General features: G+C 63.8%; 12 protein-coding genes. 7 read left to right on the top strand and 5 right to left on the bottom strand.

Going from position 1 to position 14,987, the window contains the following annotated elements; genetic code table 11:
* The first annotated feature begins 19 nt into the window (after positions 1 to 19).
* Together tnpC and LH20_RS11880 are read left to right on the top strand one after the other, a co-directional pair.
* Positions 20 to 1,648: an IS66 family transposase gene (gene tnpC, locus LH20_RS11875; protein ID WP_053554371.1), complete on the top strand. Its 1,629-nt coding sequence runs from the start codon at positions 20 to 22 to the stop codon at positions 1,646 to 1,648.
* On the top strand, positions 1,648 to 1,941 hold the full coding sequence (locus LH20_RS11880; protein WP_053554372.1) for a hypothetical protein: 294 nt from the start codon (positions 1,648 to 1,650) through the stop codon (positions 1,939 to 1,941). Before tnpC ends, LH20_RS11880 begins: the two co-directional genes overlap by 1 nt.
* Here LH20_RS11880 and mobC read toward each other — a convergent pair.
* The 3 genes from mobC to LH20_RS11890 all read right to left on the bottom strand — a co-directional run bounded on the left by mobC (position 1,922) and on the right by LH20_RS11890 (position 3,752).
* Entirely contained in the window at positions 1,922 to 2,437 is a 516-nt protein-coding gene (gene mobC / locus LH20_RS11885; RefSeq protein WP_144423571.1) for a plasmid mobilization relaxosome protein MobC, read from the bottom strand. The two genes, LH20_RS11880 and mobC, sit on opposite strands and share 20 nt — an antisense overlap.
* A gap of 178 nt (positions 2,438 to 2,615) precedes the next feature.
* Positions 2,616 to 3,041 carry a GFA family protein gene (locus LH20_RS22955; protein WP_083455390.1) on the bottom strand — a complete coding sequence of 142 codons (426 nt, stop codon included), beginning with the start codon at positions 3,039 to 3,041 and terminating at the stop codon, positions 2,616 to 2,618.
* A 42-nt stretch (positions 3,042 to 3,083) separates the two neighbouring features.
* Positions 3,084 to 3,752, bottom strand: coding sequence for a hypothetical protein (locus tag LH20_RS11890; RefSeq protein WP_053554373.1), 669 nt, complete (start codon positions 3,750 to 3,752; stop codon positions 3,084 to 3,086).
* 144 nt (positions 3,753 to 3,896) lie between these two features.
* On the opposite strand from LH20_RS11890, the gene LH20_RS11895 reads away from it, so the two are divergent.
* The 4 genes from LH20_RS11895 to LH20_RS11910 all read left to right on the top strand — a co-directional run bounded on the left by LH20_RS11895 (position 3,897) and on the right by LH20_RS11910 (position 11,249).
* Positions 3,897 to 7,103, top strand: a complete 3,207-nt coding sequence (locus LH20_RS11895; RefSeq protein ID WP_053554374.1) for an autotransporter outer membrane beta-barrel domain-containing protein — start codon at positions 3,897 to 3,899, stop codon at positions 7,101 to 7,103.
* Positions 7,104 to 7,374: 271 nt separating this feature from the next.
* Positions 7,375 to 7,896 (top strand): sigma-70 family RNA polymerase sigma factor, encoded by a 522-nt coding sequence (locus LH20_RS11900; protein WP_053554375.1) that lies wholly within the window; start codon positions 7,375 to 7,377, stop codon positions 7,894 to 7,896.
* Positions 7,886 to 8,818: a FecR family protein gene (locus LH20_RS11905; protein WP_053554376.1), complete on the top strand. Its 933-nt coding sequence runs from the start codon at positions 7,886 to 7,888 to the stop codon at positions 8,816 to 8,818. Before LH20_RS11900 ends, LH20_RS11905 begins: the two co-directional genes overlap by 11 nt.
* 1 nt (position 8,819) lies before the next feature.
* A complete protein-coding gene (locus tag LH20_RS11910) occupies positions 8,820 to 11,249 on the top strand; it encodes a TonB-dependent receptor domain-containing protein (RefSeq protein WP_053554377.1) in 2,430 nt (809 codons plus the stop codon).
* A 27-nt stretch (positions 11,250 to 11,276) separates the two neighbouring features.
* Here LH20_RS11910 and LH20_RS11915 read toward each other — a convergent pair whose 3' ends face one another.
* Positions 11,277 to 12,416, bottom strand: a complete 1,140-nt coding sequence (locus LH20_RS11915; RefSeq protein ID WP_053554378.1) for an acyl-CoA dehydrogenase family protein — start codon at positions 12,414 to 12,416, stop codon at positions 11,277 to 11,279.
* A 108-nt stretch (positions 12,417 to 12,524) separates the two neighbouring features.
* The gene (locus LH20_RS11920; protein ID WP_053554379.1) at positions 12,525 to 13,718 is read right to left on the bottom strand and encodes an acyl-CoA dehydrogenase family protein; all 1,194 of its coding nucleotides are present in this window, start codon (positions 13,716 to 13,718) and stop codon (positions 12,525 to 12,527) included.
* Between the two features lie 178 nt (positions 13,719 to 13,896).
* Between LH20_RS11920 and LH20_RS11925 the strand changes: the two genes are divergently transcribed.
* Entirely contained in the window at positions 13,897 to 14,973 is a 1,077-nt protein-coding gene (locus LH20_RS11925; protein ID WP_053554380.1) for an MBL fold metallo-hydrolase, read from the top strand.
* The last annotated feature ends 14 nt before the right edge of the window (positions 14,974 to 14,987 follow it).

Here is a 14,987-nt window from a genome sequence, read left to right on the forward strand (position 1 = left end):
TTTTCCCGTAGCAAAGGCCATGCTGAACGCGGCCCCCGATCTTCCCGAGGATCCCGCCCTCCTCAAGGCGATGATCGCCGCGTTGCAGGCCGAGAACGCGAAGCTGACGACCACGCTGCGCGCCCATGACCTGGTCGTCCAGGCCCTCCGCTTGCAGATCGCCAGGCTGAAGAAGCAAGCCTTCGGCAAGTCCTCCGAGAAGATCGAGCGCGAGATCGCACAACTCGAGCTCGCGCTCGAAGACGTGCTCGTCTCCGTCGCACAGCAGGCCCCCGTAGCAAGCGATCAGGACGATCCCGACCCTGATCGCGCGACCGCTCCCTCCGACACGGACCCCACGCCGCGCCCATCGCGGCGACCCCGCGTCTCGGCAGACACGCCGCGCGAGCGCCGCGAGCTCGATTTCGGCAACACCTGCCCCGATTGCGGCGGTGAGCTGCGCCTGGTCGGCGAGGACGTGAGCGAGATCCTCGAGATGATCACGGCAAAGCTCAAGGTCATCGAGGTCGCCCGCCCGAAGAAGTCCTGCCGCTGCTGTGAGAAGATGGTTCAGGCACCGGCCCCGAGCCGGCCGATCCCCGGCAGCATGGCCGGGGCCAGTCTGCTTGCCTATGTGCTCGTCTCCAAGTTCGACGATCATTTGCCGCTATATCGGCAAAACGAGATCCTCGCCCGTATGGGCGCCGATATCCCGCGCAGCACACTTGCCGACTGGTGCGGCCGATCGATGCGGGTCTTGCAGCCCGTGATTGACGCGATCGAGGCCACGGTCCTTGGCAGCGACATTCTGCACGCCGACGACACACCGATCCGCGTACTGGCGCCCGAACGCCGCGCCAAGGGCATCGGCAAAGGGGTGATGCAAGGCCGGATGTGGGCATATGTGAGGGATCAGCGCCCCTGGGCGGGCACCGCGCCGCCCGGGGTCGTCTATCGCTATGCCCCCAACTGGAAAGCCGAGCATGTCCAGAACCATCTTCGCCATGCGCGCGGCATTCTCCAGGCTGACGCCTACAAGGGCTATTCGAAGCTTTACGAACTCGGCACGGATGGAGAGCCCCGCTTTCGCGAGGCCGCCTGCTTTGCCCATTGGCGACGGGATTTCCACGACATCTGGAAGTCACAAAAATCTCCGATCGCTCACGAAGCGCTCGAGCGGATCGGACAGCTCTACGACGTTGAGCGCGACATCGCGGGCAAGCCCGCCGATGTTCGGCGTGCCGTGCGACAGGAGTTGAGCAGGCCCAGGCTCGAGGCTTTGCATGCCTGGGCCCAGATGCAGCTCACCCGGATTCCGGCCAAGGGGGATCTGGCCAAGGCATTTCGCTATGCTCTCGGCCGCTGGCACGCGTTCAGCCTTTTTCTCGATGATGGCCGCGTCGCCATCGACAACAATGCGGCCGAACGCGCCGTCAGGCCGATCTGTTTGGGCAAGAAAAATTGGCTTTTCGCCGGCTCCGGGGCCGGCGCCGAGACGCTGGCGCGCGCCATGACACTCATCGAAAGCGCCAAGATGAATGGCCTCGATCCCCAAGCCTACATCACCGACCTGCTCGATCGCATCCACGACCACAAGATCAACAGGATCGACGAACTGCTCCCCTGGAACTGGTCGCCGCTCGTCACTCGCCAGGCGATCGCCGCCTGATGGGCACAATCACCTACGTCCGCACCCTCGGCTACGTCGCCGCCATGATCGACGAAGACGCAGAGCTGCTGGAAGTTATCGTCTCGGACGATGACAATCTGAGCTACGGTAACATCATCAGCGTCTACACCGGCCCGGACGAGGCGATCACCGCACTAACCGATCACGGTGTCGAGGAACTGGCCCACATGATCCGCAACGCACGCCGCACCACCAAATCATGGCACGAGTTCCTCGATAACTTTGTCGACGATCCCAAACTCGCCGCACGCCTCAAACGCCAGCCGCGGTAGATATCGGACGGTTACGGAACATCAATTCTGATTTGGGACTGTCCGCTTTGGACACCGAAGTCTCTTCAGCGGCCCGTGCGCTGGCTGGCATCGAAGGGCGCATATCCCGGCAGGCTTCCTCGATTTCCTCGATGAGCGCCGGGGAGACGACCAGCACCCCGATATGGGCGGCCTTGGCGATCTGGTTGAGGTTATTGGCCAGCCGGGATTGGCCCAGCATTCCCAGCACCTTGGCCAGCCCGGCCTGATCGGCAGCGGGCTTGCGCCGGAGCTTCCGGGGGGCGGTGCCATCGCCCAAGAGCCGTTCGCGGCTATAGACGCCCAGCGGCTTGCCCTTGGCTTCGCCTTCCAGCCGCTCCCGTTCCTCTTGGGTCAGCCGAATAGAGAACGGATGGAGCGGCTTGCCCTTCTGGCCCGCCAGAGGGGCCGACTCGCCCTTGGCGGCGGTCAAGAAGTCATTGAGGCGGCTAACATTCGGGTCCGGGGAGCCTGTCATGGGGACGGCTCCTCGAACGAGACATTTGCATGTTTAAGCTGGGCTTCCCAATCGGCTAGAGTGTCATAAAGGGAGTTCGAACAATCTCCCGTACTCTCCGCCACTAGCCCGTGTGTCCGTTCGGGCAGCAACATCGCTTTCAATAAATGTTGCTCTGGAAAGGACGCGTTGGTCGCCTTCAGTCGTCCGGCGGAACTTTCAGCGGATTTCTGGCATGGGTTTCGAGCTGCGCCGGCAATTCCAGCCAATCGTGCTTATCTTCGCACCACACGGCTTGCTCTGGCCTTGGAAAGCCCGGGTCCGCAAAGGCACCAGCGGCGATACCTAATAAGTGTGGCATGCGTGCGGCTTCCCACCATAGTGACGAACCGCAATCGGGGCAGAAACAGAATGTGACGTCAAACCCGCTGGCCGAGGGGCGAGTAAACGACATGAACGTACCCTGGGTTCGCTCAACATCATCTCGCGGGAAAAAGGCGGCGACGCTGAACAGCGATCCGGTGCGCCGCTGGCAATCCCGGCAATGGCACATCGAGACCTTTGACGGCTCGCCGACGCAGCGGAGGTTCAGTTGACCGCAATGACAGGTGGCATGGCGTTCCATCGACGCGACCCTAGCACCTCTCGGTAAGTGGACCTAGCGCTCTCAGGAAATATGGAAGCTGAGCAGCGTGAAGCGCGCAGGTCCCGTCGCGTAGACACCGTGCCCGCGCCCGCCATTCGACCCGAATACCAGCCCGACACGGGACACCTGCTCGAGCGCTTGGCGGAACTTGGCAGGATTGGTGCTGCTGGTACCGCCCATGACGGCGATCCAGCGCGGATCATCAAGTGCGAGCGTGAACTCGTGCACCCCGGGCTCGATCGTCTGAACGGCCGCATTCGGCGCATACCACCGGTAGAAACGATAGCGCCCTTTCGCGGTCCATGTATCGCCGCGGCGCTGGAAATAGAGGCTCATGACAGCGGTTCGATCGGGAAATTCCTGCGGAACGAAACGCACGCCCTGAGCGGCATCAATTCGGTAGCGCACGCGGATCTTCGTCTTGCCCGCGAGGCTTCCCGGCGCGAAGGTCACATAATGGACATGTCCGCCGCGACCACGCGCGTCGGGCGCGCGTGGGAAGTCGAAGGACCAGCTTTGTCCCCTGCCCTGCACCGGATGGAGGGGCATTCCCACCGAGTAATTCTTGCCGCGGATGACAGGGCCAATCTCCCAGTCCTGCGCGGTCTGGCTCCAGGCAGGTATGGCGAGCGCGCCGACGAGCAGCGCGAGAGCAAGGGGACGGGCGCAGCGGCGCAAATTGTTCGTCATGACGTCATTCTAGCGCCGCTGCCTGACGAGGCGCTGAACAGAGCTTTCGCCCCTCGCCAAAATAGTTTCAAGGGCGACCGACGCGGTCTCCGTCTTGCGATTGTCCCCGGGAGGACGTCCCGAACCGATCACAAGAGGAATTTCATGCGCAAGACTTTGCTGGCGTCGACCTGCCTGGCCGCAATGGCCGCCGTGCCCGCCCACGCCGAGACGACCATCTCCACCGCGACGACAACACCAGTCAAGACTTCGACGGTGAAATCGGGTGCGCCTGACGACATCAAGATTACCAAGGACGGCTCCATTAAACCGGCCGCCGGTACGGCAGTCACCATCGACAGCAATCACAAGGTCGTCAACGAAGGCACGATCGAGATTGTAAATAAAGACGGCGCGACGGGCATCTCGGCCAACGCCGGGGTCACGGGATCGATCACCAATGGCGCGACCGGCAAGATCATCATCAACGAGACCTATGCCCCCACCGACATCGACAATGATGGTGACATCGATGGTCCCTTTGCAGTCGGCAGCAATCGCACGGGCATTCTGACCGCCGGTGCGTTCACGGGGAACATCGTCAATTCGGGCGAAATCACGATCGAGGGCAATAATTCGGCGGGCATTCGTCTTGGAGGCCCGCTCACCGGGAAATTCACGAACGATGGATCGATATCGGTTCTCGGCGACAATGCGCTGGGTGTCGGACTGCAGGACGTTACCGGAAACGTCCGCCTCGCGGGCAAGATCGCCGCGATCGGCGAGAATGCGACAGCGGCGCGACTGACCGGCGACATCACGGGCGCGCTCGAGGTGCAGGGCGAGCTCACCGCGAGCGGCTATCGTTACACGAGCGCGCCTTCAGATCCCTCGAAGCTCGACGCTGACGATCTCTTGCAAGGAGGCCCCGCGCTGTCGATCGAAGGTGACGTCACGGGCGGAATCATCCTCGCGGTTCCCCCCAAGGACACGAGCGAAACCGACAAGGACGAAGACAAGGACGGTATCGAGGACGCCAAGGAAGGCTCTGCTGCGGTGCGGTCCTTCGGGTCGGCGCCCGCGATGCAGGTCGGTTCGGCAAGCCGTGATATCGCGATTGGCGCCGTCGCCGGCACCGGCACCAATTTCGGTCTGATCATCAATGGCGGGGTCGTGGGCAGCGGCGTCTACACGGGGGTGGATTCGACCGGCCTCCAGATTGGCGGTCTCGGCGGCGCCGTGAATATCTCGGGCGGGGTCAGCGTTGCAGGTTCGGTCAATGCGATTTCGAAGGACGCCTCGGCCACAGCGATGCGGATCGGCGCGGGCGCCACGGTTCCTGAAATCCGCGTGTCGGGAAAAGTTGATGCGACCACGGGCGGCAAGGCGCAGGACGCAGTCGCAACCGCAATCCTCGTCGAAGCGGGCAGCAATGTTGGCCTCATCCGCAACAGCGGCACCGTCAACGCCAAGGTCGGCGGCGACGATGCCACCGCGCGCGCAATCGTCGACCTCTCGGGCAATGTCGACATGGTGGAGAATAGCGGCGCGATCAGCGCGACTGGCGCCAAGAATGCGGCCGACAACATCGCCATCGACCTTACCGCCAATGCTGGCGGCGCGACCGTCAAGCAGATTGCCGTGGGTGAAGGCAAGACCGCGCCCAGCATCACCGGCGATGTCCGTTTCGGCAGCGGCGACGACGTCTTCGACATCGCCGACGGCACGGTGAAGGGAAACACGAGCTTTGGGGCTGGCAACAACCGGCTGAAGCTTTCGGGCGATGCGGTTTATACGGGTAACGCGACCTTCGGGGCAGGAAGCGACAGTTTCGCGATGGAGGGCTCGTCCCGTTTCACCGGACTTGCTGACTTTGGCGGCGGGAGCGATACGTTGAGCATCGGCGGATCGTCGGTTTTCTCCGGCACGCTCGCCAATTCTTCCGGCCTTGGGGTCAGCGTCAACGGCGGCGCCTTCGATGTGCAGGGCGCCGCGACGATCGCGTCGCTCTCTGTCACCGGCAAGGGCGTACTGGGCGTGACGCTCGACGGAGACGACGGCGGTACCGCGCTCACCGTGATCGGGAACGCCAGCTTCGACGAGGATTCGAAACTCGCGCTCCAGCTGACCAGCATCGATGGCGCCGAAGGCGAGCATGTCGTGCTGACGGCGGGCTCGCTGACGGGCGCGAGCAACCTCACCGCCGAAACGACGCTCCTCCCCTACCTCTACAAGGGCGAGCTCACGGCGAGCGGAAACACGCTGGTGGTCGACGTGACCCGCAAGACCATAAGCGAGCTTGGCCTTAACCGGTCCGAGGCGAGCGCCTTCGATGCAGCCTTCGAGGCGCTCGGCGCCGACGAGGATATCGAGGGCGTGTTCCTGCGCATCGCCGATGGCGATGCGTTCCGCGGCCAGCTCCAGCAAATGCTTCCCGAGCATGAGGGCGGCGTGTTCGAGACCGTGACCACCGGATCGCGTGCGCTGGCGCGCTATCTTCAGGATCCCAATGCCCCGTTCCAGGACGAAGGCAAATGGGGCTATTGGGTCAATCAGGCCGTCTGGGGCACTTCGAAGGGCATCGGGAATACCGCAAGCTATGATGTCACCGGGTGGGGCATCTCGCTTGGCGCCGAGATCAAGACCGATATCGGCAATTTCGGCGGCTCGGTCGCCTTCCTGAGCGGCAAGGACGGCAATGGCAGCAATGACAATGAAGTGAGCACCAGCCAGTTCGAAGGCGCCCTCCACTGGCGCCTGCGGTCCAACGGCTTCATGGCGAACGCCCGCGTTTCGGGAGCGCCCATCAAGATGAAGGGCACGCGCAACTTCCGCGCCGAGGCGGGCGCTGAAGACATCGAGAAGACGATGCGCGGCAAATGGGACGGCACGCTCTATTCGGCGTCGGGCTCACTCGCCTATGATGCGAGGACGCGCGGCAATCTTTCGTTCCGACCAATGGTCGCGGTCGATTATTACAAGCTGAAGGAAGACGGTTACACCGAAACCGGCGGCGGCGACGCCCTCGATCTCACCGTGCTTGGCCGAAGCAGCGACGAGCTGGCAGTGACCGGCACCGTTGCGGTGGGCCTCGATTTTGGCGGTGCGGACGAATATGACGGCTGGACGCGCTTCGAGATCGAGGCCGGGCGGCGCCAGCTCGTCGGCGGATCGCTGGGCGCGACGATCGCCTCGTTCAAGGATGGCGATGCCTTCACCCTCATACCTGAGGAACGGACGAGCGGCTGGATCGGCCGGCTGCGCGCGATCGCCGGCAACTCGGCCTTCCAGGTAGGCGGGGAGCTGTCGGCAGAAGAACAGCAGAGCCACTTCGGCTGGTCGTTCCGCGCCAGCCTCAAGGTTGGCCTGTAAGGCTGCGACGAGATGCGGGCCGACCCAATGCCCCCCGGGTCGGTCCCGCCCGCAAGGGGGAAGCTCTCCTCACCCTGCTTCCCCCTTGCCTAGGGCTTTAGGAAGAGAATGATCGATGCTCGCTCTGGCAGTCCCCTCCCTTCCCCCTCGGCAAGCGCCGCGGTTGCGCCGGCTCGCCAAGCCGCTATATGAAAGCGCCATCAGGGGGACGTCCCGGACCATGGGTGCGCGGACCGGCTCACAACGAACGGCGTTCCTAACCAAGCGAAGCATGACCCAGGCGAGAGATCGAACCGACGCCGCCCAAGGCATCGAAGGCGTATTGCTCGCCAACCGCGAACGCATCCTGCGTTTCCTCGCGCTGCGCGGCGCGGGCGACGCCGCGGAGGATCTGTTCCAGGATCTGTGGATGCGGCTTACCCTGCGCGGCACGGGACCCGTTGCCGACCCCCTCGCCTATGTGATGCGCGCTGCAAACAATCTGATGCTCGACCGCTATCGCTCGACGCGCCAGAGCGAGCTTCGGGACAGGGCATGGGGGGAAAGCGCCGCGGTCCAGAAACCTTCGGCCGAGAGCGCGCTCATCTCGCGCGAGCAGCTTGCCCTTGTCGAACAGGCAATTGCAGCGACCGGCGAGCGTCCCGCACGGATCTTCCGCCGGTTTCGCGTCGACGGGGTGCAGCAGCGCGACATTGCCGCCGAAATGGGCGTCAGCCTGAGCACGGTCGAGGCTGACCTGCGAAAGGTCTACGCTGTGCTCACTGCGCTAAGGAGGCAATTCGATGCGCCCTAATTCCTCCAGCGATATCGAAGCGCGGGCGATCGACTGGGTGATCCGCCAGCGGGACCCCGCCTTTTCCGACTGGGATGGCTTTGCCGACTGGCTCGCCGAAAATCCGGTACATGCCGAGGTCTATGACGCTATCGCGAGCCTCGATGCTGATCTTGACGCCATGCCTCCGGCATCAAGCCCCCAGGTCGTTTGGCACGAGGTGCCCGCGCGGCGCCGCGTGCCTCGCCGCGCCTGGTTCGGCGGCGCGGTGGCCGCTGCGCTGGTCGCGGTCGTGAGCCTTTCAAGTTTCAACCTGCTTGGCGATGCGAACCGGATCGAGACCGCTGCGGGCGAGCATCGCACCGTCACGCTCCCCGATGGGTCAAAGATCGAGATTAATGGCGCCTCGGTGGTGACGCTTGACGACGATCGCCCCCGCTTTGCGCGGCTAGAACAGGGCGAGGCGATGTTCCAGGTCGTGCACCGCGATGAAGATCCCTTCGTGGTCGAGGCGGGCAGCGCCGAGATTGTCGACCTCGGCACCGCGTTCAACGTCGTGCGCCGAAACGCGCAAACGTCGGTCGCCGTTTCGGAAGGGGTCGTTGCCTACAACCCGCGGCGCGAGAATGTGCGTGTGGCAGCCGGCCAAGGGCTCGATGCTGCCGATGGCGCGGCGCCGAAGGTCAAGAATATCGAGGCGACCAACGTCGGGGGCTGGCGCACCGGGCTCCTGGTCTACAATGGAACCCCGCTCGCGGACGTTGCCGATGATCTGCGCCGTACCGCCGGAATGGAGGTGCGCGTTGCGGCAGAGGCGCGCGACGTGCCGTTTCGCGGAGCGCTCGTTATCGCGCAGGATCGGGCACGCACCATCGCCGACCTCGCCGCGCTGTCGGGAACCCGCGCCACGCGGCAGGGCAGTGGCTGGGTATTGACGCGCTGAGATGACCGGCCGCCTCCCCCTCCTGATCGCGGCCGCCGCGCTCTGCGCGCCCTCGACGGCGCAGGCGGCAGAGGAGCAGCAGTTCGATGTCCCCGCGGGTAGTCTCGCGGGCGCCGTGCCGGTACTGAGCCGTCAGGCAGGCATCAGTGTGAGCGTCGCCGATGCCGAACTTTGGAGCGGCCGCGTCAAGCCGGTTCGGGGACGAATGAGCGTCGAGGATGCCATTCGCCGAATGCTCGCAGGCTCCGAAGCGCGCGCGGTGCGTGTGAGCAAAACGAGCTGGCGCATCGAACGCCGACCTCCCTCACCTCGCGTCGCGCGCCGCGCGACCTCCCCGCCCCGCCGGACGGCGCGGCCGGGCCCCGCCCCTGCCGGGATCGCGCAGCCGCAGGACGAGATCATCGTCACTGCGTCAAAAACCGATCTTCCCCATTCGCATTTTGCCGGCGTCGCCACCCTTCTCGATGGCGGCGATTTGGCATTTGGCGGCGAGCGCGGGATGGAATCGATCCTCGCGCGGATGGCGACTGTTTCCTCGACCCATCTTGGATCGGGGCGCAACAAGCTGTTTATTCGCGGCATCGCCGATTCGAGCTTCACCGGACCCACCCAGTCGACGGTCGGCCAATATCTGGGCGACATCCGCCTTAGCTACAATGCGCCCGACCCGGACCTCCGGCTCTATGACGTTGACAGCGTTGAGATTCTCGAAGGGCCGCAAGGCACGCTCTACGGCGCGGGGTCGCTCGGCGGAATCATTCGCGTCGTGCCCAAGGCGCCGAGCCTCGAGCGGATGGAATTGCAGGCAATTGCCGGTGCGTCTGTGACCCAGCACGGCGATCCCGGCGGCGATCTCGGCGTGATCGCCAATGTGCCCGCGGGCGAGCGCCATGCGCTTCGCCTCGTTGGCTACATGCTGAGCGACGGCGGCTATATCGACAACCCGGTTCGCGGACAGGATGACGTGAACCGCGTCGCGATCCGCGGTGGCCGCGCGACGCTCCGCCTCGACGCCGGCGACGACTGGACCGTGGATCTGGGCGGGGTATATCAGGCGACAACGTCGAGGGACGCGCAATATGCCGACAAGGACGCGCCGCCGCTGACCCGCTATTCACTCGTCGAGCAGAAAGCCCGTGCGCGCTACGGAATGGCGACGTTGGTCGTCGCGAAGGATTGGGGTGACCTCCATTTCCAGTCATCCAACGCATTCATTCGACACCGCCTGTTCGAGCGCTTCGATGCGAGCGGCGCCGACGGCGACCCACGTGTCCTCGACCAGGCGAACCGGACGCGCATGTTCGTCAGCGAGACGCGGCTGTCCCGTCCTTTCCATGAGGGGCTGGGGTGGGTCGTGGGCGCGAGTTTCGTCGACAATCGGACGCGGCAGAAGCGCGAGTATGGCGAGCTGAGCTTCCAGGCTCCGATTACAGGTGTGACCAACCGTATCACCGAGTTTACCGGCTATGGCGAGGCAACGTTTGAAGTGTTGCCGAAACTGCTTGTCGAAGGCGGTCTCAGGCTGTCGCACGCGCGGCTCGGGGGTAGCGGCGAGGATGTGCCTTTCGCGCTTGCCCTTGCCCAGCGCGCGGTCACCGCGCACCGTACCGAAACCGACCTTCTCCCCTCATTCTCCGTGCTCGCGAAGCCCCTTCGCAACGTCACGCTTTACGCGCGCTATCAGGAGGGGTTCCGTCCAGGCGGCCTCGCGATCGACAGCAACTTCGTACGCCGCTTCCGCAACGACCAGGTCCGCACCTGGGAAGGCGGTGTGCGCCTCGGCGAAAAGGGGCGGACCCCATTTGATGCCCATCTTTCAGTCTCGTACAGCCGCTGGCGCGATATCCAGGCGGATTTCATCGATTCCAACGGCTTTCCGAGCACTGCAAATATCGGTGACGGGCGCATCACGAGCATTTCAGGCGCCGTCGCGGTGCAGCCGGTGCCATCATTGTCGCTTGAGGCAGGCGCAGTCTACAATCACAGCCGTGTCGATGAATTATTCGCCGGCGAACTCAGGACGATCGCGACGCGCTTCAGCGCCAATGGCGAGGCACCGGAATTTTCCGCGCTGCTGACGCGCCTTGGGCAGATCCCCAATATCGCGCGCTACGCGCTGCGCGGTGCTTTCAATTACGCACTCCCCATCGGCGACGAGGATCTGCGTATCAACGGCTGGGCGCATTATGTCGGGCCGTCACGCCTCGGGATCGGTCCGATCCTTGGAGAAGGCCAAGGCGATTATGTCGACACGGGGCTCGCCGCGCGCCTCGGCAATGAGCGGCGCGGCCTGTCGGTGACGCTAACCAATCTTCTCGATGCGCGCGGCAATCGTTTCGCGCTCGGCACCCCCTTTGTCGAGGGGAGCGCGGGCTATCTGACCCCGCTGCGTCCCCGCACGCTGCGAATAGCGATTGACGTAGCCTATTAAGGCCCCCCTCGAGGTCGTGAGACCTTCCTAGTCGGCGAGTGCCAGCCGTTCGTATCGGTCCATATGGTAATCAGCGCTGCCGAACTGGCCTTCGATCAGCGTCGCACGCTTGAAATAATGGCCGATTGCCAGTTCCTGCGTGATGCCGATGCCGCCGTGGGTCTGGATGGCGTTCTGCCCGACGAATTTGGCGCCGCGCGCGACCTTGTTCTTCGCCGCCGATACCGCCGTCATGCGCTCCTTTTCTGGCAGACCCAGCTTCAGCGTTGCCATGATCGTCATCGAACGCGCCTGTTCGACTTCCATGAACATGTCGACCATGCGATGCTGGAGAACCTGGAACTTCGCAATCGGCACACCGAACTGCTTGCGCTGCTGAGTATATTCGAGCGTCCCTTCGTGAAGCTTCTGCATTACGCCGGTCGCCTCGGCGCAGAGCGCCACGGTTGCTTCATCGACGATCTGTTCAATGAGCGGCAGCCCCCCTCCCTCGCCGCCCAGCAGCGCGTCGGCGGGTATCGCGACATTTTCGAAGTAGATCTCCGACGCTCGATTGCCGTCCACCGTCGGATAGTCGCGGCGGACGATGCCGGGCAGATTTGCGTCGATCAAGAAGAGGGACACGCCGTCGCGATCGCGCTGGTTGCCGCCCGTGCGGGCGGTGACGAGAAGCTGTGTCGCCCAGGGGGCAGCATAGACAACGCCCTTGTGACCATTCAGGACCCAGCCCGCGCCGTCCTTTTTCGCGCTTGTCCTGAGATTGGCAAGATCGTAGCGACCCTGCGGCTCTGCATAGGCAAAGGCGACAACGGCGTTGCCCGCAATGATCTCGGGGATCATCGCGTCGGCCTGAGCTCCGCCCACGGCCTTGAGCGCACCGCCTGCGATCACGACGGTGGAAAGATAGGGCTCGATCGCGATAACCTTGCCCAGTTCCTCCATGATGATCGCATTTTCGAGCGCGCCGCCACCAAGTCCGCCGTGCTCTTCGGCGAAGGAGGCCCCGAGCATGCCGAGATCCTGCGCGATCGCTCTCCAGATTCCGGGATCACGCCCGGCCTCGCTGGCAATGAATTTCTGACGCGTTTCAAACACGTAGGTGTCGCCCAGAAAGCGCGCCAGCGTGTCGCGGATCATGTCCTGCGTTTCAGTATAGGTGAAGTCCATTTTTCTATCCCCGTCGCCCCCTGAAAGATTAGGGGCTCCTATGACTCTATGCTGCGGTGAGGGGCGAGGCGGCGTGCTGTGTCCGCCTCGGCCAGCCCAACTCGATGATCAAAGCCCCAGAACCATCTTCGCGATGATGTTGCGCTGAATCTCGTTCGATCCGCCGTAAATTGTCGTCTTGCGCATGTTGAAATAGGTCGGCGCGGCGCGGTGCGCATAGTCCGGCCCGATCGGATGCGCATTATCGCCCTCGCCGAAGCCGCGGAAATAGGGCGCGCCATAATGGCCGACCGCCTCGAGGGTCAGTTCGGTGAGCCGCTGCTGGATTTCGCTGCCCTTGATCTTGAGCAGGCTCGATTCAGGTCCCGGCCCCTTGCCTGCGTTCGGACCGGCAAGGCCGCGCAGTTCGGTGAACTCCAGCGCGGTGAGGTCGATCTCCAGCTCCGCGATCTTGCGCTTGAAGAAGGGGTTGGCGAGAAGCGGTCCGTCACCGTCGAGCTCGGTTCGGGCAATCTGCTTGACGCGCTCGACCCCGCGCTTCGATGACGCGACGCCGGCGATTCCCGTACGTTCGTGCGCGAGCAGGAATTTGGCGCAGGTCCAGCCCTTATTTTCCTCATAGACGCGCTGCGATACCGGAACGCGCACGTCCTCGAGAAAAACCTCGTTGACCTCATGTTCTCCGCCCAGCGTGATGATCGGGCGCACGGTGATCCCTGGCGATTTCATGTCGATGAGGAGGAAGCTGATTCCCTCCTGCTGCTTTGCGTCCTTGTCGGTTCGGACCAGGAAAAAGCCCCAGTCGGCGTGCTGCGCCATCGTGGTCCAGGTCTTTTGTCCGTTGACGATATAATCATCGCCGTCGCGAACCGCGGTGGTGCGCAGCGAAGCGAGGTCGGAGCCCGCGCCCGGCTCCGAATATCCCTGGCACCACCAATCTTCGCCCGAGAGGATTCGCGGGAGGAAGCGGGCCTTCTGTTCGGGAGTGCCGAAGGTGTAGATGACGGGTCCGACCATCGAGAGGCCGAAGGGCATCAGACGGATGCAGTCGGCGCGCGCGGTCTCTTCCGAAAAGATGAAACGCTGGGTCGGGGTCCAGCCCGTTCCGCCATATTCGACGGGCCACGCGGGCGCGACCCACCCCTTTTTATAAAGGATGCGGTGCCATGAGAGGAAATCCTCCTTGGTGAGCTCATCGCCTTCGTCCTGCTTGCCGCGCAGTTCGGCGGGGTAGTTTTCGGCGATGAAGTCCCGCACTTCCTGCTGGAACGCGAGATCTTCGGGGCTGAACTCCATGTCCATTGACGATTCTCCCTTGGGCAATGGGCTCTTATAATAACCACTCACGTTTACGTAAACGGTAAGTTGCAGCCCGCAACCTGCATCCATGTCAGGCGTGAAAGCTTGCGCCGAACGTCGAAGCTTGTCCAGCACCCTCCCCTGACGCATGATAGCCGAAAACGGGGTGGGGGGATGAGCAATGACAAAGGCCAGGCGCGCTGCGCTCTTCGTTCTGCTGACCTTGGCGCTTGCCGCAGCAGCGCTGTGGCTCCTCCAGCGACCGGCCGGCCTTTGGCTCTTCGAGCGGGGCGCCGCCGAGGCGGCAGGACGCGATCCGCTGGCGGACCTGCCCGACGGGCTACATGTTGCGCTCTGCGGAACCGGATCACCGCTGCCCAGCCGTGATCGCGCCGGCGCGTGCACCCTCCTCATCGCGGGCGACAAGATGTTTGTGGTCGATGCAGGAGAAGGCGGGGCACGCAACATCGCGATGATGGGGCTGCCCAATGGCAAGATCCGCGCTCTGTTCCTGACCCATTATCATTCGGATCACATCGACGGCCTCGGTCCCATGATGCTGCTGCGCTGGACCGGGAGCGGCAACGCCGCGCCGCTTCCCGTTTACGGTCCCGAGGGTCTCGAAGCCGTGATCGGAGGCTTCAACGCTGCCTATGCCGCCGACAATCGCTACCGCACAGCGCACCATGGCGCCGTGATTACTCCGCCGCAGGCGGCAGGCGCGGTCGCCCTGCCCTTCGCAATGCCGGAAACGCAAAGGCTCGTCTATGAGGCCGATGGACTCAAGGTCACGGCCTTTCCCGTCGACCATCGTCCGGTACAGCCCGCGGTCGGCTATCGCTTCGACTACAAGGGACGGTCGGTCGTCATAAGCGGGGATACCGCACCCTCCGCCTCAGTCGAAACCGCCGCGAGGAGCGCCGATCTCCTCATCCACGAGGCGCTGCAACCCGAAATGGTCGAGATGCTGTCCCGCCGGCTGAGAGCCGCGGGACGGTCCATGACGGGGCAGATCATGCACGACATTCTAGACTATCACGCAAGCCCCACGCAGGCGGCCGATAGCGCCCGCCGCGCGGGCGTAAAAATGCTGGTCCTCAGCCACATCGTCCCGCCCGTTCCATCGCGCGCCTTCTATCGCGCGTTTCTGGGGCGTGCTGCCGAACATTTCGATGGGCCTTTGATTATCGGTGAGGACGGGCAATTTTTCACCCTGCGAGCAGGAGGCGGGACAATTGAGCGCGGCCGTTGGTTGTAGCGCCGCAAAAGCCG

Source organism: Sphingopyxis sp. 113P3 (assembly GCF_001278035.1).
GTDB lineage: Bacteria > Pseudomonadota > Alphaproteobacteria > Sphingomonadales > Sphingomonadaceae > Sphingopyxis.